The sequence below is a fragment of the Alteromonas sp. ABH2_165 genome (assembly GCF_056159945.1).
In genome coordinates this window covers 15264-41247 of sequence record NZ_JBSWWF010000010.1, presented here as the reverse complement: position 1 = coordinate 41247, position 25984 = coordinate 15264, and the positions used below count along the sequence as shown (strand labels likewise).

Genomic DNA, 25984 nt, shown 5'->3' with positions numbered 1-25984 from the left:
TGAAATGGCATGACATCAGCCAAGGAATCACACACATGATTAAAAAACGGATCCCCAGAGACCTTATCTTCGACCCCTACCCTAAGCGCAAACCTGCCGTATTGAGGCGCTTCCTGGTTCTGCTATTAGTGGGCCTGAGCACAGCAATAGCCGCCTTATATGCGAAGGCAGAAGGTGATCCGCAGACCGCCCAAGTTGTTGAAGCGGGTGCGCTTGCAGCGCATAGCGATAATGGCCTGAGAGCAGATGTACTGCACCTGAAAACCCATGCCGACATTAAAATAAATGGGCTACTGGTAGATGTCACTTATCACCAGCGGTTTAAAAATCGCTCCGATGAATGGGTGAACGGCGTTTATACCTTTCCCTTGCCAGAAAATGCAGCCGTGAACGACATGACCATTCGCATTGGCGAACGCATAATCAAAGGCGAAATCAAAGAACGTGCCGATGCCCGAAAAATTTTCGAGAAAGCCGTGAAAGAAGGTCGCCGGGCGGCACTGACCGAACAACAACGGCCAAATTTGTTTACCCAACGTATTGGCAATATTCCTCCTGGTGAAGACATTGAAGTCACACTCCGTTTTTTGGATATAGCCCGTTTTCAGCGAGGTAATTTCAGCTGGCGTCTGCCCACCACGTTAACGCCCCGTTATATTCCAGGCATGCCACTGCAACTGGCAGATACCCCCGTTGAGGTAGTGAATTCACAGCTATCCGGATTTGCAGGTTGGGCATTGGCTACCGATGAAGTGGATGACGCGCCGCTAATTACACCACCCATTGCTACCAAGTCATCAGGCCACAGCAACCCACTGTCGTTAACCGTATCTCTTCAGGCAGGTCTCGAACTTGCTCGTATTGACGCTCTGTATCATCGACTAGATATCCGCAAAGAAGCCGAAGGTCATCATATCTACTTAAAAGAGGGACAAAGTGAAATGGACCGCGACTTCGTGTTGCAGTGGTCACCGGTTGCTTCCGCCTCCCCCACTGCCGCCTTGTTCCAACAGCAATTGGGTAACGAAAAATACGCCATGTTAATGGTATTGCCTCCGCAACGTACCCAGCTGCAAGCACTGTCCAGAGACATCATTTTCATTATCGACACGTCTGGCTCAATGCAGGGGCAATCCATCGTGCAGGCCAAGGCCAGTCTTCAATTAGCGGTTAGCAAGTTAACGATAAACGACCGCTTTAACGTGATCGCATTTAACGACCGTCCCCTGTCTATGTTTGCCTCGCCGCAATTGGCCGACGAAGCCACCACTCGCATGGCCAAAGGCTGGATTGCCGCACTGCAAGCCGAAGGCGGTACGCAAATGGCACCGGCACTTTCTGCCGCCTTTATGCAATCTGACGAACCGGAGCGTTTGCAGCAGGTGGTATTTATTACCGACGGTGCAGTGGGTAATGAAAGCGCTTTGTTCTCACAGATAAAAGCGCAAGCTAAACAAAAGCGTTTGTTTACCGTGGGTATCGGTTCAGCACCGAACAGCTACTTCATGACAAAAGCCGCAGAATATGGACGGGGCACATTTGAATATATTGGCGACGTGTCTGAAGTGAGCCAACGTATGAACCGTTTATTCGACCGATTGAACGGTAGTGTGGCTAAGAACATCAGTATTGGCTGGCCTCAGGACGCTGAGGTGTTTCCGGCCAATGTACCGGATTTGTATCGCGATGAGCCTGTGTTATCTTTTGCGCGACTTAGCAATATGCCAAACACGGTAACCGTATCCGGCGAGACCGCTTCCCAGGCGTGGCGGCGTTCAGTAAGCAGCGAGCAGGTCACCAACACCAACGGGATTGGTGCTCGCTGGGCAAGAAAGAAAATTGCGCATATTGAAGATCTTGGACGCAACGGAGAATTCAGCGAAGATACCGTCAAATCGCAGATCATTGATGTCGCGTTAACCCATCGACTGCTTTCCCGCTTCACCGCTTTTGTTGCGGTAGATACACAAATAGCCAGAAAAGACGGTGTATTGCGCCCTCCTTTGCGCGCTGTTGTTCCCAACATGCTCGCGCAAGGGCAGCAGTTGGCCTACCCGCGCACGGCAACCCGGGCACAACTGATGCTATGGATAGGCGCGCTTTGTTTGCTGGCTGGCCTGGGAATTCTGCTGGTTCAGTGGAGACATCGCCATGATTAGGTTGCCATTTGCTGGCAAGGCCACGCCTTCGGGCCTGATGTCAGCCATCTTCATAGCGGCAGCTCTGCTGTGTTTTGGCGACAGTTTATGGATATCAGGCAAAGCCGTTGTTGCTCAAGTGCTAATTAAAGGAGCCTGGGAAGACACGCTTGAAACCGGCGCAGAACAGAAACCCTGGGCATGGGCAGACACCTGGCCGGTGGCAGCCATTCACTTTCCATCGCAAAATGAGAAATTATATGCGCTGGCTGGCAGCCACGGCAGCAGCCTGGCGTTTGGCCCCGGACACCTCGATGGTACTGCCTTACCCGGCGAGCAGGGAACCCAGGTTTTCAGTGCTCACCGTGACACCCATTTTCGATTTCTGGAGCACGTCGCTATTGGCGAAGTATTTAACGTTCAACAGAAAAACGGGCGCTGGCAGCACTATCGTGTTGCTGACACCCGCATTGTAGACATCGACAGTGCTCCCTGGGTGATTGACCCAGCATCTAACGAAGTGCAGCTTATCACCTGTTATCCCTTTAACAGCATGGCACCGAACCCCACGAAACGTTATATCGTCGTCGGTCTGCCGATACCTCCCGCGTCGGAGCGGGACAGACAAATAGCCAGGTTACGCATGTAGTTCTGGCGGTGAGGAAATGTGATGGCACACTTTACGATGCATTAATCCTACGTATTCCACCCCATAGCACAACACGTTGAACGGCTGCATACTGGGTTTAACGCCGCGGATTTGTCATACTCCGCGGTGATTTTTTCTCGCTTCAATGTTTGGAATGCCCAGTTTGCCAGCCCTATTTTCTTTTCGCCTTATCGTTATTGTGTTTACCACTTTGCTCTCGCTTACTGCATGCACGCCACCGCGCTCGCCGGACAAAATAGTCATTAGCGGTCCTTTTGAGCCAGTTAATTACGATCCTGCCAGTTCAGGTTACATCTTCTCTCGCATGCAGGTTATTGAAACACTCGTTGATGTAAATGATGACGGTACGCTACGACCCGGTTTGGCGACGGATTGGCAGAGTAATGATGACTTTAGCGAATGGACGTTTCACCTGCGCGAGGGCGTAACGTTCCACGACGGCAGCACAATGGATGCCGAAGTTGTGCGCAAAAGTCTTACCGTCGCATTTGGGAAACCAGTGCCTTTCGACGCCAGTTTAGTAAAAGACATCACCATTCCAGACGCCAATACCGTTGTATTTACACTCAGTCAGCACTATCGACCATTTCCGTCTTTGATGTCTAATTACACCATGGCCATTTTATCACCGGCCTCGTTCGGGAAATTTAACCGCATGACGGCGCTCATTGGCACCGGGCCCTATAAAATTACTGACTTCCAGCCTCCCCACAACATTTCAACGGTTAGGTTTGACGACTACTGGGGACGCCCCGGCACAATTAAAAAAGTGGAATACATTACTGGCCACCGTTCTGAAACGCGGGCTCTGATGGTAAAAACTGGTCAGGCGGATATTGTTTATAATCTCGACCCTGCCGCGGTGGAAATGCTGAAGTCAGACGACTCAGTGTCAGTGTTCAGCGAACTCATTCCCCGCACCACACTGATTAAACTGAATCTGGATGATCCAATACTGGCGGATAAGTCCGTGCGTCAGGCATTAAGTCTGGCGCTCGACCGCACAGGTATCGCCAGCGGTATTTTGCGTGTTCCCGGCATTGAGGCCAATCAGCTATTTGGCCCTGGCATGGGCGTTTGGCATATGGATGATTTACCTCCCCCTTCGCAATCTTTAAAGCAGGCGAACGCGCTGCTCGAACAGGCTGGTTGGCAACTCGCCAACGACGGCGTACGTTATCGTAACGGCAAGCCGCTGGAGATGAACATGATCACTTACGCTAACCGCCCTGAACTCATCATCATCGCCACTGCGATTCAGGATCAATGGGCACAGGCAGGTGTGAAACTTAATGTGCATATGGAAAACTCCAGCGCTATTCCTTCAGGTCACACCGACGGCACCTTACAAACTGCATTAATGGCCCGTAATTTCGCCAATATTCCCGATCCTCTCGGCATACTCCTGGCCGACTTTACCAGCGAGCAAGGTGGTGAATGGGGGCCGATGAATTGGCAAAACCCATCACTCTTTTCACGCATTGAGCAAATAGGCCGGGAAACCAGCGAGGCCTCACTTCCGACTCAGGCCCGTGACGTTATTCGCACTATAAATGACGACCTCCCGCTCATTCCTGTGGTGTATTACATGCAACATTCAGCGGTATCGGACCGCTTGCAACACTTTAGCTTCGACCCCTACGAGCGTTCATTTCGCATTTCTGACCTACAAATCAGGAGCGAGCCGTGAAGCGCATTTTGTTGAATCGCCTGCTCCAGGCCGTTTTAATGATGTGGAGTGTGGGTACCCTTACTTTTATTCTAGTGCGTTTGTTACCAGGAGATATGGCTTACAAAATTGCCGCCGGGCGCTACGGCGATGACGCCGTAAGCACGGCTGCGGCGAACGCCGTGTCGGCAGAATTGGGGCTGGATAAACCCGCGTTTCAGCAATATCTGCACTGGCTCTGGGATTTACTTTCGTTAGATTTAGGCAACAGCCTGGTATCCGGCGCCCCCATTATTGTTGAGTTACAAAATCAGCTTAGCTTCACCCTGGTACTGGCCGGATGCGCTATTGTGGTGGCGGCATTGATTGCGTTTCCACTGGGCATGTTCTGTGGTGTTAAAGCCGACAGCGGATGGGACAGAGCCTCTCTAACCATGTCGACCTTTGTGCGTTCTCAGCCTGTATTTTGCCTGGGGCTCTTACTGATTTTTCTGTTTGCTATGGAACTGAACTGGTTTCCCGTGGCCGGGTACGGTGGTGTGCCTTACGCAATTTTACCCGTACTTACGCTGGCGATCAGCCTGGCGGCGGTATCCAGCCGGGTTGTCCGCAACAGTACCCACGCCGCGGTGAAGTCAGCGTGGTTCGAGTTCTCCCGAATCAAAGGTCTTTCATCCCGTCGCGCATTTGTTCGCCATGCTCTGCCAAACATTTTGCTGCCAGCCCTGGCATTTATGGGCATTCAGCTCATTGGCCTGATTGAAGGCGTGATCATGATAGAAAGCCTGTTTGCCTGGCCGGGGATCGGACACGGCCTTTCCCACGCGGTTTTCGCCAGAGACATTCCCATGTTGCAAGGCACAGCACTGGTAATGGGGTTCTTATTTGTACTCATTAATACACTGGTAGACGTAAGCTATTACCTGCTCGACCCCAGACAACAGGAGGTCCAGTCATGACCTTCTTTGCCAAACTGTCTACGCAGCAACGCGCAGGTGCAATCATTTTAGGTTGTCTTGCCCTGTTTGCAGCGGCTGAAATGTTGCTGTTCTCAATAGATGGCAACCAGCAATTTCTTGCGCAAGCATTTGCATCACCAGACTGGCAAGCACCGCTGGGGCGAGACCAGTTCGGCCGCAACATGTTTGCCCGACTGGCAGGCGGATTACGTATTTCCTTCACGCTATCCCTGATTTGCGTTGTCACCTCTGCGGTGCTTGGCGTACTTGCTGGTGTCGCAGCCGCCTGGCGCGGAGGCTGGTTCGACAACCTGCTAAATTTTTTCGCTAACACCATTTTGGCGTTACCAGGACTGGTGCTAATTTTAGTGTTTGCCGCCGTCGTCCCCGGCTCCTTTGTGATGATTTATCTGGCCATTTCATTGGTGCTCTGGGTGGAATACTTCCGTTTGGTGCGGGCAATTGCGTTGAATCAGGTAGCCAGTCCGGCATTACAGTCTTCGATGCTGATGGGGTTTAGCAAATTCTACTTGTTTCGCCGCCATATCTGGCCTGCATTAAAAGCCGATGTATTCTCCCTGGCAGCGTTTGGTGCTGCAACCTCGGTGGTAGCCATGTCATCTGTGGGTTTTGTTTATGTAGGCTTAAAACCACCCACACCGGAACTTGGCCTGATGATTGTTGAATTATTCCCGTACTACCACGAAGCGCCCTGGTTGCTGTTAGAACCAATAAGTCTGTTGTTTCTGATTGTACTTGGCTTTCATTTGCTGGCAGGGAAATCACGCTAATGAAGCGCATTGAAGTTATGAATCTCACTATTCACTCGTCAGAAGGCGCGATCATAGACAACTTGTCACTTTCCGTATCGGAGAATGAATCGCTAACCATTCTGGGTGAAACCGGCTCAGGGAAAAGTCTTCTGGCATTGGCTATTCTGGGGAAATTACCGCCCATGCTAACCGTGTCAGGTTCGGTTAAAGTCGATGGTAAAGAAATGCTGGAAATGCCAGCGTCAGAGGCGGCTTCCCTATGGGGAACAACCATAGTCATGCTGCCACAGGAACCTTGGCGGGCACTCAGCCCACTGATGAAAATAAAGCATCAGATTGCCGAAGTATTTCGCTATGTGAAGCGCGCCACATCAGCTACAGCTAGCGAAGATACCCGTCAATTATTGGCAAAGGTCGGGCTAGAGCAACATGCGCAAAAAGTCCCCGCTCAACTTTCAGGTGGCATGGCGCAGCGCACGGCCATAGCCTGTTCCGCGGCCACAGGGGCAGATATTGTTCTTGCCGATGAGCCCACCAAGGGGCTCGATACCGTCCGAAAAGATGACATTATTGCGTTACTTAAAGCCCGTAAAGCAAAGGGGTGTTTGCTTACCATCACTCACGATGTACAGGTTGCCAAAGCCTTGGGCGGTAAAACCCTGGTTATGCAAAAAGGTGTGGTAGTTGAAAGCGGAGAGGCTGAGAAAATTTGCTCGCAGCCAGATTCCGCCTATGCCAGAGCACTTATTAACGCGGCGCCGGAAAACTGGCCGCGCAGAGAGCAGTCGACAACCACTTGCTCTCCGCTGATAACTGTAAAAAACCTTACGCTTACAAGAGGCAACCAGACGCTACTCGAACAGGTCAATCTTGAAATAGGCGCAGGAGAAATTGTCGGGTTATATGGCGACAGTGGCAGCGGAAAATCTTCCCTTGCCGATGCTCTGCTGGGTTTGCTCCCCATAAGCGGAGAAATCTATTTTCATCAACCGCTGGCACGGCATGAAAAACTGAAACTCTACCAGGATCCCCCTTCGGCTTTCTGTGAAGAGGCGACGTTACGTAGGCTACTGCACGATATTATTCGACTACACAATCTGAGTCCGCCACCACTGGATGAACTGGCCCTAGAGCTTGGCCTGCCCCCCGGTTTACTTGATCGCACTGCCACTGAAGTAAGCGGCGGCGAGCTACAGCGCATTGCACTACTAAGAGCGATGCTACTGAAACCTCAATTTCTGGTGGCTGACGAGCCCACCTCCCGACTTGACCCTATCACAGCTGAGAAAGTTACCCGCTTGCTCATCGCTAAAGCCAGAGAAATGCATTGCGCCTTACTGTTTATCAGTCATGATGTTCATCAGTTAAATAACGTCTGCGATAGGGTAATTGCGTTCTCGGATTTATCGCACAAAGCCTGAATCCGGTTAAGTAACGGTTCTCCACGGTTAACTACACTTTTCTAAACCCGGCCCATGTTGCGCCAAAACAATATATAGTATACGGTATTATTTATCCCATAATAATTAACCAAGGATATACCGTGGTAAAGTTGAAGCGAACTCTTATAGCAGCGTGTACTGCTGCCCTTTTCTCTAGCCTGGCACAAGCCAGCGATATGGGAGATACCGTAAGTGCCTTTCAGGCAGACCAACGCGCTATAAGCAATTTTTACCGCGTACATGAAAAAGCCAGTTTTTATCAGCGTGAATTGGCTCTGCTTCAGGATTGGCAGGCGAAACTGGAAGACCTTTCATTTGATGAAATGGATCAAGAAGCCAAAGTCGACTATTTGCTGCTTAACGCAAAAGTCAAAGATCTACTCATAAGCACAAAAAAGGCTTACAAGGGATATCAGGACGTTGCCGCCGTCGCAAACTTTGCCTCACCACTGTATGCATTTATCGATGCCCGCCGACGAGGCGCAAGACCGGATGCTAAACAACTGGCCGCCGACTTCGCCGATGCAGTACAGGCCATAAATTCCCAGAAGGAAAAACAGGAAAAGTCACCTTATAGCGATTGGCAGAAGGCTGATAAAGCCGCGAAGGTTATTCTCGACCTTAAGAGCGGGCTCGAAGAAGCGATTCACTTTTACAACGATTACGACCCGCAATTTACCTGGTGGATGGAAACCCCCATCAACGATCTCATTAGCAACCTCGACAGTTACGCCACTTTTCTGGCTGATAACTACACCAGCGATACCACAAAGGATGATGGCAGCGGCATTATTGGCAACCCCATTGGCAAGCAAGCTCTTATCGACCAGCTTCGCGCCTCTTTTATCGCTTACGACCCTGAAGACCTGATTAACATTGCTAAAGAGCAATTTGACTGGTGCAAAGAGCAAATGATTCTGGCATCCCGGGAAATGGGCTACGGCGATGACTGGAAGGCCGCACTCGAGGCCGTGAAAGACACCTATGTGCCGCCTGGTGAACAACCGAAAACCATCAATGACTTGCTTGAGCATTCGGTAAAATTCGTTGAAGACCGGGATCTGATCACCCTACCACCACTGGCAAAAGAAACCTGGCGGATGATTATGATGACGCCGGAACGCCAGAAGGTTAATCCGTTCTTCACCGGTGGACGGAATATCAGTATCTCGTACCCTACCGAAGGAATGACCCATGCCGACAAACTCATGAGCATGCGCGGGAATAATCCAAACTTCTCGTACCCAACCGTTCAGCATGAGCTACTGCCGGGCCACAACCTGCAATTCTTTATGAATCAGCGCCATAAGCCTTATCGAGAGGCTTTCCGCAACCCTTTCTGGACCGAAGGATGGGCACTGTACTGGGAAATTATCTTGTGGGATAAAGATTTTGCTACCACGCCAGAGCAAAAAATGGGCATGCTATTCTGGCGAATTCACCGCTGTGCCAGAATCATGTTCTCACTGCAATATCATCTTGGAGAGATAACGCCTCAGCAAGCCATTGATATGCTGGTAAATGAAGTGGGTCATGAGTACGCTAATGCAGAGGCAGAAGTGCGACGTTCATTTGCCACTAACTATGTCCCTCTTTATCAACTGGCATATATGATTGGTGGCTTGCAATTCAATGCTTTGCGTAACGAAATGCTCGCCAAAGGCTGGACAGAAAAGCAGTTCCACGACCGGGTGATGCAAGAAAACACAATGCCCATAGAGGTATTGCGTTTGCTGATTCAAGAAAAGGATTTTGATCGTGATTACGAAACGCAGTGGCGCTTTTCGACCAGTTTCACCAGTGATGACAAATAAAATCCCCTATTAATAATAACAATAAGAGGTGTCTATGCAGCAGTCTCACCGACTCCCGACCATTATGGAAATTGTGGTCATAGCAGCTGGTATAATTGGCGCGATTTTTCTGTTTGTTCAGGTTCTCGCCCTGCCCATTCAATTGGCGTTGATTACCGCGTGGTTCATAATTATTGCCATGGGGAAACGGCTGGGACTCAGCTACGAGCAGATGCAGGCCGGTCTCTGTAAAGGGATTGGCCACGGTATGGAAGCCATTCTGGTGCTGGTGGCGGTAGGCGCGCTCATTGGTAGCTGGATGGCAGGCGGTATTGTGCCGAACATCATCTATTCGGGTTTATCGATAATGAATCCGCACATTTTCCTTTTGGCCGCTTTCATTATTTGCGCGGTGACGTCTCTGGCGACAGGCACGTCGTTCGGTACCATTGGTACCGCGGGGATTGCCATGATAGGTATTGGCGCAGGATTTGGCTTGCCATTACCTTTGGTCGCTGGCGCTGCAATTTGTGGTGCTTATGTGGGCGACAAACTTTCCCCACTGTCAGATACTACCGTAATGACTGCATCCTTATGCAGAGTGCCGCTCACTTCTCACATTCGCTCGATGCTGTATGTCAGTGTGCCTGCGTTTATCATTGCCGGTTTGCTGTTCCTCATAGCAGGATATGTTCTTGCCCATGATGGCAGCACGGCACAGGCGCAGCAGGTCATGAACGCCATCGCCGCCGAGTACACCATTGCATGGTATATGTTGTTACCCGCCGCTGCAGTCGTTGCTTTATTAATCATGAAGCTTCCATCGGTACCCGTCATTTTTTTCGGTGCAGTGCTCGGCGTGGTTTGGGCCATCATGTTCGAAGGCATGGATGCAATCAGCGCCATTTCTACTCTCTACAGTGGCAACCACATCAACTCTGATATGGACTTCATTAATATTTTGCTTAACCGCGGCGGCATTACGTCTATGCTGGAAGTGATTTTACTGGTTATGCTGGCGCTGGGGTTAGGTGGCTTGATGGAGGTAACCGGTGTGCTGTCGAGCATTTCAGCGGGCCTTGAACGTTGGGCAACCAACACCGGCCGACTCGGCGTTTCTACGTTGTTCGCGGGTTTTCTGGGCAACGTATTGGGTGGCGCAGCCTATGTGTCACTGATCACCGCAACCGCACTAACCGGTAAGAACTACGACAAAATGGGGGTTGATCGCCGTGTATTATCGCGCAATACCGAAGCGGGCGGCACACTCACTACACCGATGGTGCCGTGGACAGATGGGGGCGTGTTTATGGCAACCACCCTGGGCGTCGCTACCACCAGCTATTTACCTTTCTTGTGGTATCACTTTGCTGTTTTGATTATTTCCGTGTTTTACGGTTATGCTAACTGGTTCAGTTTTGCTAAAGACCAACAACAAAAACAACAACCTGAAGCACCAGGTACAGTAAATGAACTACAAAGCTCGTCAAAATAATTAAGACAAGGACGAACCCATGAAAAAGCTATTCGGGGCAACGTTTGCCATTTCTCTAACACTCAGTGTTACCGCCGCCCCGCTAACAAAAAGTGATTTTGATGCATCGGTAAAACTACGTGAAAACTGGATCACCAAAACCCGGGATCTGATGTTTCCTGTTTCGTGGCTGAACAACAAACATGAATTTGCCTACCGTCAGTCCGTTGAGGGAGGCTTTGGTTACTTTGTTCAACATGCTGAAACGGGAAAAATCCGCCCCGCATTCGATCAGGAAGCATTAGCGCAAGCACTCAGTAAGGCCTCCGGTGAAGAGATGTCAGCCTTAATGTTGCCGTTTGAAACCTTCCGATTTAACCACGACGAAACCGCCATTCAGTTTTCCTTACACTACGAGCCCTGGGAATGCGAACTGGCCACCATGCATTGCGCTGAGCGTTCCTTTGGCGATGCCCGCCCCCGGGGTTTTGGGGTTGTCCGTGATTTGCGGGTAAGTCGGGCCGACGCCGTGATAACCTCTGAGAATGGAGAATTGAACGTTACCGAGGACGGCTACAACCTGCTGATTACCGACACCAACGGTAATCAGGTATACCGCACCACCGATGGCGTGAAAGATAATTTTTATGACATCGACTCTATTAGCTTTTCCCCCGATGGCCAGGCACTGAGCACCATGAAAGTGGTTCCTGGTGAGCCTCGCTACGTAACCAGAGTAGTGTCTTCTCCCGAAGATCAGGTGCAACCCAAAGTCGTTACCCAGCTCTACCCAAAACCTGGCGACAAGGTAGATTTCGATCAACCCGTCATTATTGATTTAAATGCTAAAAAACAATTTAGTATCGCCCCCGATCGCATTCCCGGTGCATACGAAATGAGTATCTACGGTTGGCATAAAAAAAGTGACAGCATCATTGTTCGTTACCTGCAGCGCGGCCACCAGCGGGAAGAAATGCTGCAAATGGATCGTAGCAACGGCGCCGTACATGCCATGGTCAGCGAAACAGCCGAGACTTTCATATACGGCTGGACCGGCTTTTTCCACGATGTAGACAACGCCGGTAAGGAAATCATCTGGCGTTCGGAACGTGATGGCTGGGCTCATTTGTACCTGATTAATGGTGAAACCGGCGAAGTGAAACAGCAAATCACTGAAGGGGAATTTGTCGTACGCGAAGTGCAGAAAGTGGATGAAGAAAATCGTCAGATTTATTTCTCTGCTAATGGTATGAATAAAGATGAAGATCCGTACTTCATACACTACTACCGGATAAACTTTGATGGCACCGACCTAGTCGCACTTACGCCAGAAAAGGCGAATCACGAGGTTTCTTTTTCCGACGACATGCAATATTACATCGACATTTACTCACGAGTCGATTTGCCCAATATCACTAAGCTATATAAAACGGGCGATGCCACGCCAATCCGTACAGTAGCCGAAGCAGATATCAGCGAACTACTGGATGCAGGCTTTCAGTTTCCACAAACCTTTGTGGCAAAAGCCCGTGATGGAAAATCCGATATCTGGGGCTTAATTGTCAAACCTCAGAACTTCGACCCCAATAAAACGTATCCGGTTATCGAGAATATCTACGCCGGCCCTCACGACAGCTTTGTACCCAAGTCGTTCTGGCCATTCGGTTATCACTCCGGCGGCGATAAGATGATCGGCATGCAGGCACTGGCCAACCTTGGGTTCATAGTGGTGCAGATGGACGGCATGGGCACCGCGAACCGCTCAAAAGCCTTTCACGATGTAGCCTGGAAAAACCTGGGTGACTCGGGTTTCCCTGATCGCATTCTTTGGCACAAAGCGGCCGCAGAAAAATATCCCTGGTATGACATTTCAAGCGGTGTGGGTATTTACGGCGGTTCAGCGGGAGGCCAAAGCACTCTGGGTGCGCTGGTTTTCCATCCTGAGTTTTACAGCACAGGCGTCGCTTTCGCCGGATGCTTTGATAACCGCATGGACAAAATTGGCTGGAATGAACAATGGCTTGGCTACCCGGTTGATGAAAGCTATGTGGCCTCATCTGGCACCGAGCATGCGGCCAATATGACTGGCGATATCTTTATCATCGTGGGTGAGCAAGACAGTAACGTTGACCCGGCTTCTTCTATGCAGGTGGTTAATGCTCTGATAAAAGCAGGCAAAGACTTCGACTTGCTGGTCATTCCTAACGGTGAGCACTCGGCTGGGCGTTCAACCGGGCCGGTGGATTATGCGCAGCGTCGTCAATTTGCGTTTTTTGTCGAAAAGATGAAGCAGCAGCGCACACCTAACTGGAATAAACCATAATCCGCTTCAGTCTGAGCTATGGCTGGGAGATTTTTATTTCGCCGCAGGATGCGCCCTTAGACAGGTAAATGTTATACTGTATGCGTTAATGCTAAATTCCCTGGCCAACTGACCTGCCTAATCCGGTCAGAAAAGGAGTGATAAAAATAAATGGCTATCGTTGTTAAAACGCTTTCCGAGCAAGCCTATGAGATCATACGAGAACGTATTCTCTCAAATGATATGCAGCCGGATAAACCAATCAGGCAGGACGCACTTTCTCAGACATTAGGCGTAAGTAAAATCCCACTTCGGGAAGCACTTACCCGCCTGGAACATGATGGATTATTAATTTCTCATCCCAATCGTGGCTTTCTGGTTCGCCCATTAACGGTAAACGAAGCCGAAGATGTGTTTGATTTGCGACTGAGTCTCGAGCCAGACGCCGCATCTGAAGCGTGCAAAAAGGCCTCTGATGAGCAACGCGAAAAGGTAAAAGAGATCTTTATCGACTTGCAAAACCATGCCGATGAATGCTCTCCAGAGGCGGTTACTGTTAACAGCGCTTTTCACCTTGCACTCACTGAAATGCCGGACAAACCTGTCACACAGGTGCTGTTAGAACGGCTGCATTTGCTCAGCGAGCGTTACGTTCGCATGCATTTAGAACCGCCCAACCGCGAAGCAAATGCGTTTCGAGAGCACCAGGAAATTTTTGATGCCTGGATGGCAAGAGATGGCAAAGCAGTCAAAAAGCTGCTTAAAGCACATACCAAAGGCACGCTCGAAGACTTACGCGAGCAAATTCCCTCCTGAAGAAACCGGCATCTGCCGGTTTTTTTATGTCTTCTGATTCAATCACCTCGAATGTCATTCAACGTTTGCACGCTATTGCCCGCCTCGCAATGATTTTATATAGTATACAATCTACAATATCCAATCAGAGGTCCTATGAAGTCTGTCGCAATTATTGGCGGTGGTATTATTGGTCGAATCAGCGCCTTTGTGCTGTCAGAGCAGGGTTATCAGGTAACGGTTTTTGACAGTAGTCAGGAATTGACCGCCCCCTCGTGGAACAATGCCGGGCATATAGCCGTTGAACAGGTCACCCCGCTTTCTTCATACGCCTCTATTCGTACTGCTCCCAAACGTCTTTTCAGAGTAGGTGGTGCACTGGATTTCAACTTGTTTTCGCCGGGCGTAGCAAGCTGGGTTTGGCGCTATCTTCGCGCATCATCGCCTTCACGCTTCAAGGCCGGTACCGAAGCACTGGCTTCACTGGTTAATCAGGCTGAAGCAAGCTGGCTAGCGCTGACAACCCGTGCGCGTGTGCCCGATTTATATCAAGGCACCGGACACTGGGTTGTGTGGGAATCTGCCGGCTCTGCAACCGCGGCTAGCCGTCATTGGTCCGGCTCTAACACCGGTAATACGCAGTTTACCGCCCTCGCCCCCAGCCAGATGGAATTAGTCCGGCAGCGAACCCATACGCACGTAGAAAACGGAATTGCTTTTAGTGGAACCGGCCGAATTACAAACTTACCGCTTCTGGCAGATACCCTAAAAAAGGCGATTATCGATAATGGCGGCAACTGGAAAAATCGTGCTATTTCGCCGTTAACGCAAGCCAACGGGAAAGCAGAGATACCCGCTTTCGAGGGCGACTTTGATGCGGTAGTGATGTGTGCTGGCGCAGCTTCAGGGCGTTTGCTTCGGCATATTTATCCTAACGTGCCGTTAATTGCCGAACGTGGCTATCACCTGGAAGTATCTTGCACTGAAGAAATGTGGCCATCAAACACCCCGCCACTGGTCTTTGAAGACCGCTCAATGATTGTTACGCGCTTCGCCAATACCTTGCGAGCCTGCAGTTTTGTTGAGTTCAGCGACTTGGATGCACCAGCAGACGAACGCAAATGGCAACGACTGCTCGAACATTGCAAAGCACTTGGTCTGCCCATTGGTGACGACGCAAAAAAGTGGATGGGTGCTCGCCCCACGTTACCCGATTATCTCCCTGCAATAGGAAAAAGCCAACGCGCCAGTAACCTCTACTATGCGTTTGGCCACCAGCACCTCGGACTCACCTTAGGCGCCATTACCGGCGAAAAACTGGCAGCAATGATCACTGGCAACCATAGCGAAAGCGAGCAGAAACCCTTTGATATTGAGCGATTTAAGATCCGCCGAACGAATTAATCAGATCAATGGGTTGTTTTTATATCGTATACTATATAACATCTACGATAAATCAGTAGACAGGATATAAACTAATGGCAATGCAAGATTCACAATGGACCGGCGTATTCCCGGCGGCCACAACCCAATTCGATAAAGAGTTAAATATCGATTTCGATGCCACCCAAAAAGGCTTTGAAAACCTGCTTAATGACGGCGTAAATGGCTTGGTTATTATTGGTACTTGCGGTGAGAACAACTCACTGAGTGCAGAAGAAAAACGTAAAGTGATTGCGTCAGCCGCAGAAGTAAAAGGTTCGGCACCAATCATTGCGGGTGTGTCTGAATTCACCACCGCCAATGCCATTAAATTCGCGCAGGATGCCGAGAAAGCCGGTGTTGATGCACTGATGCTGCTGCCAGGTATGGTTTACGTACCGACCGAAGATGAGTTGGTTGCCCACTTCCGTGCGGTAGCTGCAGAGACCTCTTTACCCATCATGTTGTATAACAATCCTACGTCGTACCGCGTAAACATGAGCCTGGACTCGTTAGAAAAGTTACGCGATGTAGACAACATCGTAGCCATCAAAGAAAGTGCCTCGGATACCCGTCGCTTTACTGATTTGATCAATGCCTACGGCGATCGCTTTAAAGTGCTGGCTGGTCTGGACGATGTGGCACTGGAAGGACTTATGCTGGGTGCATGCGCCTGGATTTCAGGTTTAACGTCAGCATTCCCTCAGGAATCGGTTGAACTGGTAAAAGCGTTTGAAAACGGCGACATGAAACGCGCGCTGGAAATTTACCGCTGGTTTATGCCGCTGCTTCACCTGGATGCCGGCCATGATTTGGTTCAGGCCATCAAACTGGCAGAAGAGATCATGGGCCGCGGTAGCGAGCGTGTACGTATGCCTCGGATGCCACTGGCCGGTGCTCGCCGCCAGGCTGTGATTGATATGGTCGAGAAAGCAGCTGCTACTCGTCCCACTCAACAAGGATAAGTGCTAAATGCGTCACACCTTCTTTTGTATCGACGGTCATACTGCCGGTAATCCGGTAAGGTTGATCACCGGCGGTCATCCGCAGCTCAAGGGCGAAAGCCTGAGCGAAATGCGACAGCATTTTATGCAGGATTTCGATTGGATCCGCCTGGGCATGATGTTCGAACCCCGTGGTCACGACATGATGTCAGGTGGATTCATCTATCCACCGGCCCATCCTGATGCAGATTTTGGTGTGATTTTCATAGAAACCAGTGGCTGCCTGCCTATGTGCGGCCACGGGTCTATTGGCATTATTACCTTCGGCTTAGAACACGGTCTGATCACGCCGAAAACACCGGGTAAACTGGTAATGGAAGCGCCTGCCGGTTTGATTCATGTCGAATACGAGATGAAAGGCCAGAAAGTACTTTGGGTAAAGCTTCGCAACGTTACTAGCTATCTGGCCAGAGAAAATATCATTATTGATGTGGCGGGTCTCGGCACCTTAAAAGTCGATGTGGCATACGGTGGTAACTATTACGCCATTGTTGAACCACAAGGTAATTACGCAGGGCTGGATTCGCTTAGTGCGGCACAGATCCTTGAATACAGTCCAAAAATCCGTACAGCCGTGCGCGAGCAGTATCAGCCGGTTCATCCGCTGAATCCATCAATTAACGGTGTCAGTCACGTGTTGTGGGCAGATACACCGTCTTCCACAGACGCCCACGGTCGTAATGCCGTGTTCTATGGCGACAAAGCCATCGATCGCAGCCCCTGTGGTACCGGCACCTCGGCACGAATGGCGCATCTTGCCGCACAAGGCAGGCTGAACGCAGGCGACACCTTTGTACATGAAAGTTATATCAAAAGCCGTTTCATCGGCAAGGTCGAGGAAGTCACCACGTTAGGCGACCTTCCCGCAATTACCCCGTCTATCCAGGGCACAGCTTACACCACTGGATTTAACCAGATTTGGATAGACGATGACGAGCCGTTTCCACAAGGCTTTCAGATTATCTAAGCGATAACACACTCATTTATTCATAACGAAGAGAGAAGATTTAATGCAAGTCATCAATCTGAGTCATCATATTGGCGGACAAGTAGTAGAAGGTGCAGCGGCACTGGAGCAACACAACCCGTCGAAAGATAACGACCTAAAAGTCACCCTGCCTTCTGCTGATGCCGCAGTAGTAGACAGCGCAGTAGCAAACGCAACAGCCGCGTTCGACAAATTCCGCGACCAGGGTATTGAAGCACGTTCTGACGCACTGGCGAAAATTCAGCAACTTATCATAGCCAACAGTGAAGAACTGTCGGTATTGATTGCCCGTGAAACCGGTAAAACCCTTGGCGATGCCCGGGGTGAAGTGGGCCGTGCAGCCCGCATCTTTGGTTTCTTCTCCGGCGAGTGTTTACGCATTGTTGGTGAGCGCCTGGAATCAACTCGAAACGGCGCCATGGTAGAAATCGAATATGCTCCGGTGGGTGTTATCGGCCAGATCACGCCGTGGAACTTCCCTATTGCTATTCCGGCCTGGAAAATTGCACCGGCTCTGGCCTTTGGCAACACCGTAGTTTGGAAGCCATCTGAAGTGTCGTCTGCAACAGCAGCACGTCTAATGGAACTCATCCACGAAGGTGGCATTATGCCTGGTGCAGTAAACATGGTGCTAGGCGGTGGTGAAACCGGCGCGGCTATGTGTGAACATAGCGGCATTGATGCACTAAGCTTCACAGGCTCTGTGGCAACCGGTAAAAAAGTGCGCATGGCAGCCGCTGAACGTGGCATTCCAGTACAAACCGAAATGGGTGGCGTTAATGCCATGATCGTATTGGAAGATGCCGACCTTGAAGGGGCAGTAGATTTGGCGCTGAACGGCGCGTTCCTGGCAGCAGGCCAGCGTTGTACTGCGTGCTCACGCATTATTGTACAAGACAGCATCGCGGATAAATTTGCCGCCAGACTGGCCGAAAAAGTCGCTGGGCTGAAGGTTGGCGACCCGACGGACCCGTCAACCCATATTGGTCCATTGGCTTCACCAAAACAAAAAGCGCTGATCACCGAACAAACCGCGGTAATGGAAAACACTCCAGGGTCTAAACTGGTTTTCGGTGGTACTAAAGATCCACTGCCAGCCTGTTTCTTCCCGCCAACCCTGTTCGACCATGCGAAAGCAGGCGATCCCATTGCGCAGGAAGAAATCTTTGGTCCGGTGGCAGCCATGTTCCGTGTGCCCGACTACGAAACCGGTCTTGCAATGCTGAACGACTCCAAATACGGATTATCATCAGGACTTTGCACCACGTCACTCAAATATGCCGAGCACTTCAAGCGATATGCGAAAGCCGGCATGATGATGATTAATCTGCCAACCGCCGGTATTGATTACCATGTGCCGTTTGGCGGTGTCGGCGCCTCAAGCTACGGTGCCCGAGAACAAGGTCGGGCTGCGAAACAGTTTTATACGGTGATGAAAACCACCTACCTCAAAGGCTAAGTTCCGTTGGAAAGCCGCACCGCTCGTGTTCCGTGGTGCGGCTTTTTTTAAGGAGAAATTAAATGGATTTTCCCAGACGTTTTGCATCTTCCCTGTTGTTCTTACTGCCACTGCTTATTGCAGGTTGTGCAGACTCACTCACTCAGGAAAAGGAAGCCAGTTCGCAAAATGACTGGGAAAATCCCGCCATATTCAGTATCAACAGCTTGCCGGATAGAAGCTATTTTCTGTCTTACGATTCGGCTGATGCGGCAATGCGTGACGCCCCATCAGAAAATAAACGCCTGCTTTCCCTTAACGGTCTCTGGCAGTTTCACTTTTCCGAGAATCCAGAAAGTCGTCCGGTTAATTTCTATCAGCCAAATTTCGACGCCAGTGGTTGGCCAACCATACCCGTGCCGTCTAACTGGCAGATGCAAGGCTACGATTATCCCGTTTACACCACTTCTGGTTACCCTTTTCCCCGTAATAAACCCTTCATTTCGCAGGAATATCGCCCCGTAGGCTCCTATCTTCGCGAATTCACTTTACCTGAGAGTATGAGCGGTCAGCGTTTGATCCTGCATTTCGGTGCCGTGAAATCGGCCTATTATGTTTGGGTTAATGGCGTCAAAGTTGGATACAGTCAGGACAGTAAGCTGCCCGCTGAATTTGATATCACAGCGCTGGTACACGATGGCGATAACACACTTGCTGTGGAAGTTTATCGCTGGAGCGACGGCAGTTATCTGGAAGATCAGGATTTCTGGCGGTTAAGTGGCATTCAGCGGGATGTATTTATTCAAGCGGTACCGCAAACGCATTTATGGGATGTGGCTGTTACCGCAAGCTTAAGTGACAACTATCGTCGCGGACAATTCAACGTTACCACCACGCTTGCTCACATTCCTAAGGGGGCCGACTGTGCTGATGTTAAACTGACACTGAACGACCCAACTGGTGACACAATCTGGCAGCAAGAAAGATCAGTGGTGGTTAAGAATGAAAAAACCACAACCACCTTTTCTGCTGAATTTGACGACATTAAACCCTGGTCGGCGGAATCCCCCACCCTTTACGACCTGACAATAGCGGTAACCACAAACGGCCACACCGAGTATGTGCATCAGCCAGTAGGTTTTCGTAATGTGGAAATAAGCAACGGCCAGCTTAAAGTCAACGGCCAACCCATCATCATCAAAGGGGTGAACCGTCATGAGCATGACCCAGTATCAGGCCAGGTAGTCAGCCCCGAAGCCATGCTGAACGATATTCGCATGATGAAGGCGAACAATATCAATACGGTGCGCACCTCTCATTATCCTAACGATCCTTATTGGTACACGCTTACAGATAAATACGGGCTGTACGTGATTGACGAAGCCAATGTGGAAGCCCACGGTTATGGCTACAACGAAGATATGTCCATGGGCAATGATCCTGCCTTCAAAGCAGCCATTGTCGACAGGATGCATGGCATGATTGAACGGGATAAAAACCATCCTTCTATCATTTCCTGGTCGGTGGGCAATGAGATTGGTCCCGGCCCGAATATTCAAGCGTCATATGAACTCGCAAAATCCATGGACCCGACTCGAATCGCCCAATATGAAAACCGTCGCACCTGGCACCCCGGCAAAATGACAGACGTGATTGGCTGGATGTATGCCACGGAAAAAGAAATCGACGAAAAATATATCGGTAATTTTAACGATCAGCCGTTTATTTGGGTGGAATATTCCCACGCCATGGGCAATTCAAACGGTAATCTCAAAGAACTCTGGGAATTTGTATACGCGTACCCGCAGGTTCAGGGCGGCGCTATTTGGGATTGGATGGATCAGGGTTTATTAAAGCATGAAGCCGATGGCACAAGCTATTACGGTTACGGCGGCGACTTCGAACCTGCAGGCATCGATCATGCCGGGAACTTCTGTGCCAATGGCTTGCTAGCTTCCGATGGCACACCACACCCAGCATTGCATGAGGTGAAGAAGGTTTATCAGAACATACACACCGAACTCTCCGAAGATAATCAGCTTATTATTTTCAATCGCTTTTTCTTTACTTCCCTCTCCGGTTTTACTGCGCACTGGGAATTACTAGAAGATGGACGAAAAACAGAACAAGGTACATTCCAGACTCCTGGTATTGCGCCGCAGTCTTCCCAGACTATCAGCCTCGATGGCGTATCTGGTAAAAACTTCAGCCAACAACACGAATACGTGCTGAACGTGCGCTTTACCCGCAATAACGCCGATGCGCTATTGCCAGCCGGCCATGAAGTGGCCAGTGACCAGTTTATTCTTACGTCTTCTGCGCCAACGTTGCCGCTCATTGTTACCACCAATAAGCCTACGATTAAAGACACTGAACACACAATCATGATTCATGCAGGGGAAACGCGCTATACCTTCACCAAACAAAACGCGCAGCTTCAGCAACTTGAGCTTGAAGGCAAACCGCTCCTTAAGGCTCCACTGCGACCAAACTTCTGGCGTGCCCTTACAGATAACGACTACGGCAACAAGTTCGGTGAAATTGCGGCAGACACATACAAATTTGCAGGCGAAAAGGTGTCGGTTACCGGTATCGAAACGGTGCGAGATGATGGTGCGGTACAACTGAATTTCGCGATATCCCTGGACGCCCTGCATAGTTCGGGCTCCCTACATTACCGCATTTATCCTGACGGCCAAGCCGATGTGACCTTTGTCGCTGACCTTGCCAGCGATCTGCCTGAGATGCCTCGGTTTGGTATGACGATGCAACTCAAAGAGGGTTTTGATGAGGCGCAATGGTATGGAAGAGGCCCGTTTGAGAACTATCAGGACCGTAAATTCAGCGCCGATTTAGGTATTTACCAGCAGTCGGTAAGCGAACTCTATACCCCATATATTCGTCCGCAAGAAAATGGCAACCGTGCTGATACCCGTTGGCTTTCACTGCAATACAACAAGGGTCCATCGCTACAGATCACCGGTATGCCAACCTTTGACTTTTCTGCCTTACACAACACCATCGCCGACTTCGATCATCCGAAAGAAGGGCCAAATAGGCATACCAGCGATATCAAGCCTAGAAAAATAACCGAGGTAAACATTGACTGGCGTCAACGGGGTTTAGGCGGTGATACCAGTTGGGGAGCATTACCCTACAATAAATACCGATTGCTTCCTGCAAGTGATAGCGACGCTTACCAATTATCTTTCCGACTAACGCCACAACAACAATGAAAAGGGAACCTATGCGACACGTAATCAAACGAAAACTGCCCCTCGCTATTTCACTGGCACTCGCCGTAGCGACAGCCAGCGCACCGGCTATCGCAGCTGAAAAAAACGTGAATGCTGCCGGACTGAAACTGATTTTTGATGAAAGCGCTCAAACCCTGCTGTCTTTGCAACCTGATGCAGCAAAAGGCGTAGATTTCCTTTCTTATGAACATAACAGTAAGCGCGAAGGACCTGGCTACTATCAACTGGGCGACATTGATTTGCGCGTCCGTCAGGCGGGCGGTGCATGGCAAGATTACTCTAGCGCACTGCAATTACAGCCGGTAAAAACACTGACGTCATCAACCGCGTTGATGCACGCAGACATTACCAGCGACTTACCCGGTATTCCGCTTAATGTCAGCCGCACCTGGTCGGTAGACAACAATCAACTGGTACTGCGCTTTACGCTGAAAAATACCACCAGCGACGCGGTAGAAATAGGCGGTCTGGGTATCGCCATGGTATTCGATAACATTCTTTCCGGTCGAGAACTGGATGATGCCCATGAAAAAGCCAATTACGCCGAACCCTACATGGGCATGGATGCAGGCTATGTGCAGGTGGTACGCCTGAACGGTAAAGGACCTGCTCTGCTGGTACTGCCGGAAGAAAATGCGCCCCTTTCCGAATGGATGCCCATTCTTGGCGACACCCACGAAGACGGCTCCCCGGTTATTTACAATGATCCCACCGTGCGTACCCACACCTTCGAAGGCTTTTACGACTGGATGGTGTTCAACAAAGGTTTTGCCGACAACGAATGGAAAGGCAAGAAGCAGTGGAACGAACCGCGCAGCCTCACGCTGAAGCCTGGTGAGGGTTTTGACACCGCAGTACGATTCGCCCTGGCACCTGAAGTACGGCAAATTGAAGACATATTATCAGCGCAGCAGCGTCCGGTCGCCGTTGGTCTGCCCGGATATGTGGTGCCCAAAGACTTGCCTGCAAAGCTGTATCTCAATTCACCCAGCCCGGTTAAATCACTGGCTGTAGAGCCTGCTAATGCACTTACCGTAAAGGCGACAACACCGCAAAATGGCTGGGCAGCTTATAACGTAACCGGTAATCAATGGGGACAATCCCGCGTAACCATTACCTATGAAGACAACACCGTACAGACCGTGCACTATTTTGTATCGAAGGGGATGGCGCAGGCTGTCTCCGATTTAGGCGAATTCCTGTTCGATGAGCAATGGTTTGAAGGTGAGGATGATCCCTTCAAGCGTGGCCCTTCAATCATGAGCTACGATAACGACACCAAAGACATTGTGCTACAAGACCAACGGGTGTGGATTGCCGGGCTTAGTGATGAAGGCGGCGCGGGCTCCTGGCTGGCAGGCATTATGAAGCAGCTTGGACAACCCGACGCAGAAGAGATTGCGCAGTTTGAACGCTTTTACAATGAGGTTATTGATGGCAGGCTCCAGGTAAACGAAGGCGAAGGTAAGCATGGCGTGAAGAAGAGCCTGTTCTTCTACGACCCCGAAGCATTGCCTGATTACGAGTATAATCCCGATTTTAACTGGACCACTTGGGCTTCGTGGAGCAAAGAGCAGTCTGATAACTTGGGGCGTTCGTTCAACTATCCTCACGTTGCGGCGGCTCAATGGGTACTTTACCGCCTCGCCCGCTTTAATGAAGGGCTGGTAAAAACACATCCGTGGCAAACTTACCTGCAACGGGCAGCGCAAACCAGTATTGCCATGGCTGAACTTGCACCGCACTATGCCCAGTTCGGACAAATGGAAGGCGATGTGTTCGTTGCCATACTCGACGACCTGTATGCAGAAGGCATGAATGCGCTGGCTGACAAACTGAAAGCGACCATGAAAGCCCGGGCCGATCACTGGTCAGAACTGGCCTATCCGTTTGGCAGTGAAATGCCCTGGGATTCCACCGGACAGGAAGAGGTGTATGCATGGATGCGCTACTTTGGTAACACACCTGCCGCCGAGCTCACCCGAGAGGTGATTTTGGGTTACGACTTTACACAACCACACTGGGGTTACAACGGCAGCGCTCGTCGTTTTTGGGATTTCCTTTACGCGGGTAAAGACAGCCGCATTGAACGTCAATTACATCACTATGGCTCCACCATCAATGCCATTCCACTGCTTGATAGCTTTCGCAGAAACCCTGACGATACCTATCTGCTGCGGGTTGGCTACGGCGGCATGATGGGCGGACTCACCAATATCCATGAGGATGGATTTGCCTCTGCGGCCTTCCACAGCTTCCCGGATTATATGGAGTTCGACCCGTACTCCGGAGACTACGGCTCAAGTTTCTTTGGCCATGCTTTCGCCATTGGCAGTTACCTCATTAACGATGCAACGTTCGGCTGGCAAGGCTTCGGTGGATTAACCAAGGTTACCGACAATACGGTAACCATTACGCCAAAAGATGCTTTCCGTAACAGAGTCTACATTGCGCCAGCAAAAGTTTGGCTCACACTGGATGCCGGGAAGTTCAGTGCGGTAACCTGGCATAGTGATTCCAGTGAGATCACCGTTACCCTTGACGAGGCTACGCCGTTTACTCCGACTGCCATGCTAAACATTGCTTCATTGGGGCAACCCTATCAGCCACAAGAAAAGCATTCGAAGACGGCGGGCAGAATCGCACTACCGTTGAATAAAAGCACAAAAACGGTGCTGTCTTTAACAAGTGCTACTGCCAATTAAATGGTAGAAAAGTGAACGCGGTATTGGTGTATTTGTTGTCGAAATTCGACCAATGAAGGGTATAAAGCTTTCACTTATTTGCATATTATTAGCGGACTATAAAAATCCAGTTTTGCTCGTTGGGTAGCGTCATCGTTCCAGCGAGCAACACGTTAAGGGAAGAAGTTACCGCGCTCATGTTGTTATCTGCGATTTTACCCCTCTCAATCAGAGGCAGTTACGATGTTGATGACCTCGGTCGCACCAACATACTTTTCACTACGCTTCGCGCCTTTGGCGCAGACCAGGTTCTGAAAGAGATCCTGATTGTTTGTCCACCCAATGAAGTCAGCGTTATCCGGGAGCAAGTGAAGAAGTGGCCTGAATTTGTTATTCGGGTTGTTTCCGAAGAAGACATGGTGCCAGAACTCGCCAACCATCGTCAGGTGAGAGGCTGGCGCAAGCAACAGATGATCAAACTCGCGGCCCCCAGGGAATTGTCTACGCCCTATTATCTGACGTTAGATGCTGACGCCATATGCTTACGTCCGCTCACCGAATCGCTGTTGATCCCCGACGGCAAAGCGCTTCTGCAATATGAGAAACGCGCGCTTCATCCTCGCTGGTGGAAGTCGTCTTCACGAATTCTGAAAGTGTCAGACCGCGTTGGCGACCCGGTAGTCGGCATGACAGTTACGCCTGCCATTATGGCCAGCGATATTAGCGAAGCAACGGGTGAGGAAATAGCCGCAAACTTGCGTGGCAAGGGCTCCTGGGTAGATAAACTGTGTCGCCTTCACAACCCTAAATCTCCGTCTAACTGGACTTTCTACCGGCACTTACGCGGTCGCTGGACTGAATATTCGCTTTACTACTTTTGCGCACTCAAGCGTAACATGCTTGAGAAATATCATGTGACTGCAGGTTCGGATGCCTATCCACAACTGCTGCTTATCCACGACTCTCATCCGTTCGAACAATGGGTGCCAGAGCAGAGTTTTGCGCCTAACGGGCAAGGACTGTTCTGCGTTGTGAACAGCAGTATGCGTTTTGATATAGAAAATACGTGGCAAAAAATAGCACCGTTTGTGCCTGGCGCGTCAGATTTGAAAATGCCCTAAGCATCTTATTCTCATCACGCATTACACACAAAAAAACGCCCTGCCTATTAAAAGC

Annotated in this window: 17 protein-coding genes; all 17 read left to right on the top strand. The window is 50.3% G+C overall.

Going from position 1 to position 25984, the window contains the following annotated elements; all coding sequences use genetic code 11:
• Positions 1-35: 35 nt before the first annotated feature.
• The 17 genes from ACXAFQ_RS18260 (at position 36) to ACXAFQ_RS18180 (ending at position 25929) form a co-directional block, all read left to right on the top strand.
• Positions 36-2159 (top strand): marine proteobacterial sortase target protein, encoded by a 2124-nt coding sequence (locus ACXAFQ_RS18260; RefSeq protein WP_474824832.1) that lies wholly within the window; start codon positions 36-38, stop codon positions 2157-2159.
• Positions 2152-2787 carry a class GN sortase gene (locus ACXAFQ_RS18255; RefSeq protein ID WP_474824831.1) on the top strand — a complete coding sequence of 212 codons (636 nt, stop codon included), beginning with the start codon at positions 2152-2154 and terminating at the stop codon, positions 2785-2787. Before ACXAFQ_RS18260 ends, ACXAFQ_RS18255 begins: the two co-directional genes overlap by 8 nt.
• 163 nt (positions 2788-2950) lie before the next feature.
• Entirely contained in the window at positions 2951-4498 is a 1548-nt protein-coding gene (locus tag ACXAFQ_RS18250) for an ABC transporter substrate-binding protein (RefSeq protein ID WP_474824830.1), read from the top strand.
• Positions 4495-5436 (top strand): ABC transporter permease, encoded by a 942-nt coding sequence (locus ACXAFQ_RS18245; protein ID WP_474824829.1) that lies wholly within the window; start codon positions 4495-4497, stop codon positions 5434-5436. Before ACXAFQ_RS18250 ends, ACXAFQ_RS18245 begins: the two co-directional genes overlap by 4 nt.
• A complete protein-coding gene (locus tag ACXAFQ_RS18240) occupies positions 5433-6227 on the top strand; it encodes an ABC transporter permease (RefSeq protein WP_474824828.1) in 795 nt (264 codons plus the stop codon). The genes ACXAFQ_RS18245 and ACXAFQ_RS18240 overlap by 4 nt, the downstream gene beginning before the upstream one ends.
• The gene (locus ACXAFQ_RS18235; RefSeq protein ID WP_474824827.1) at positions 6227-7630 is read left to right on the top strand and encodes an ABC transporter ATP-binding protein; all 1404 of its coding nucleotides are present in this window, start codon (positions 6227-6229) and stop codon (positions 7628-7630) included. Before ACXAFQ_RS18240 ends, ACXAFQ_RS18235 begins: the two co-directional genes overlap by 1 nt.
• A gap of 122 nt (positions 7631-7752) precedes the next feature.
• Positions 7753-9465, top strand: a complete 1713-nt coding sequence (locus tag ACXAFQ_RS18230; protein ID WP_474824826.1) for a DUF885 family protein — start codon at positions 7753-7755, stop codon at positions 9463-9465.
• Positions 9466-9499: 34 nt separating this feature from the next.
• Complete coding sequence (gene nhaC, locus ACXAFQ_RS18225; protein WP_474824825.1) at positions 9500-10939, top strand: Na+/H+ antiporter NhaC; 1440 nt, start codon at positions 9500-9502, stop codon at positions 10937-10939.
• 19 nt (positions 10940-10958) lie between these two features.
• Positions 10959-13241 (top strand): DPP IV N-terminal domain-containing protein, encoded by a 2283-nt coding sequence (locus ACXAFQ_RS18220; protein ID WP_474824824.1) that lies wholly within the window; start codon positions 10959-10961, stop codon positions 13239-13241.
• 150 nt (positions 13242-13391) lie between these two features.
• Complete coding sequence (locus tag ACXAFQ_RS18215) at positions 13392-14036, top strand: GntR family transcriptional regulator (protein ID WP_474824823.1); 645 nt, start codon at positions 13392-13394, stop codon at positions 14034-14036.
• Positions 14037-14171: 135 nt separating this feature from the next.
• Entirely contained in the window at positions 14172-15419 is a 1248-nt protein-coding gene (locus ACXAFQ_RS18210) for an NAD(P)/FAD-dependent oxidoreductase (RefSeq protein WP_474824822.1), read from the top strand.
• A 74-nt stretch (positions 15420-15493) separates the two neighbouring features.
• Entirely contained in the window at positions 15494-16402 is a 909-nt protein-coding gene (locus ACXAFQ_RS18205) for a dihydrodipicolinate synthase family protein (protein WP_070125874.1), read from the top strand.
• Positions 16403-16409: 7 nt separating this feature from the next.
• Positions 16410-17408, top strand: coding sequence for a 4-hydroxyproline epimerase (locus tag ACXAFQ_RS18200; RefSeq protein WP_474824821.1), 999 nt, complete (start codon positions 16410-16412; stop codon positions 17406-17408).
• A gap of 43 nt (positions 17409-17451) precedes the next feature.
• Positions 17452-18888 (top strand): aldehyde dehydrogenase family protein, encoded by a 1437-nt coding sequence (locus ACXAFQ_RS18195; protein ID WP_474824820.1) that lies wholly within the window; start codon positions 17452-17454, stop codon positions 18886-18888.
• Positions 18889-18950: 62 nt separating this feature from the next.
• A complete protein-coding gene (gene lacZ / locus ACXAFQ_RS18190) occupies positions 18951-22103 on the top strand; it encodes a beta-galactosidase, LacZ type (RefSeq protein WP_474824819.1) in 3153 nt (1050 codons plus the stop codon).
• Positions 22104-22114: 11 nt separating this feature from the next.
• Entirely contained in the window at positions 22115-24829 is a 2715-nt protein-coding gene (locus ACXAFQ_RS18185; protein WP_474824818.1) for a DUF5695 domain-containing protein, read from the top strand.
• Positions 24830-25005: 176 nt separating this feature from the next.
• On the top strand, positions 25006-25929 hold the full coding sequence (locus tag ACXAFQ_RS18180; protein WP_474824817.1) for a DUF6492 family protein: 924 nt from the start codon (positions 25006-25008) through the stop codon (positions 25927-25929).
• Positions 25930-25984 lie beyond the last annotated feature (55 nt).

Excerpts from the sequence above, each read along its gene's own strand:
- ACXAFQ_RS18260 (WP_474824832.1), top strand. The coding sequence starts at position 36 with ATGATTAAAAAACGGATCCCCAGAGACCTTATCTTCGACCCCTACCCT.
- ACXAFQ_RS18255 (WP_474824831.1), top strand. The coding sequence starts at position 2,152 with ATGATTAGGTTGCCATTTGCTGGCAAGGCCACGCCTTCGGGCCTGATG.
- ACXAFQ_RS18240 (WP_474824828.1), top strand. The coding sequence starts at position 5,433 with ATGACCTTCTTTGCCAAACTGTCTACGCAGCAACGCGCAGGTGCAATC.
- ACXAFQ_RS18235 (WP_474824827.1), top strand. The coding sequence starts at position 6,227 with ATGAAGCGCATTGAAGTTATGAATCTCACTATTCACTCGTCAGAAGGC.
- nhaC (WP_474824825.1), top strand. The coding sequence starts at position 9,500 with ATGCAGCAGTCTCACCGACTCCCGACCATTATGGAAATTGTGGTCATA.
- ACXAFQ_RS18220 (WP_474824824.1), top strand. The coding sequence starts at position 10,959 with ATGAAAAAGCTATTCGGGGCAACGTTTGCCATTTCTCTAACACTCAGT.
- ACXAFQ_RS18215 (WP_474824823.1), top strand. The coding sequence starts at position 13,392 with ATGGCTATCGTTGTTAAAACGCTTTCCGAGCAAGCCTATGAGATCATA.
- ACXAFQ_RS18210 (WP_474824822.1), top strand. The coding sequence starts at position 14,172 with ATGAAGTCTGTCGCAATTATTGGCGGTGGTATTATTGGTCGAATCAGC.
- ACXAFQ_RS18205 (WP_070125874.1), top strand. The coding sequence starts at position 15,494 with ATGGCAATGCAAGATTCACAATGGACCGGCGTATTCCCGGCGGCCACA.
- ACXAFQ_RS18200 (WP_474824821.1), top strand. The coding sequence starts at position 16,410 with ATGCGTCACACCTTCTTTTGTATCGACGGTCATACTGCCGGTAATCCG.
- ACXAFQ_RS18195 (WP_474824820.1), top strand. The coding sequence starts at position 17,452 with ATGCAAGTCATCAATCTGAGTCATCATATTGGCGGACAAGTAGTAGAA.
- lacZ (WP_474824819.1), top strand. The coding sequence starts at position 18,951 with ATGGATTTTCCCAGACGTTTTGCATCTTCCCTGTTGTTCTTACTGCCA.
- ACXAFQ_RS18185 (WP_474824818.1), top strand. The coding sequence starts at position 22,115 with ATGCGACACGTAATCAAACGAAAACTGCCCCTCGCTATTTCACTGGCA.
- ACXAFQ_RS18180 (WP_474824817.1), top strand. The coding sequence starts at position 25,006 with ATGTTGTTATCTGCGATTTTACCCCTCTCAATCAGAGGCAGTTACGAT.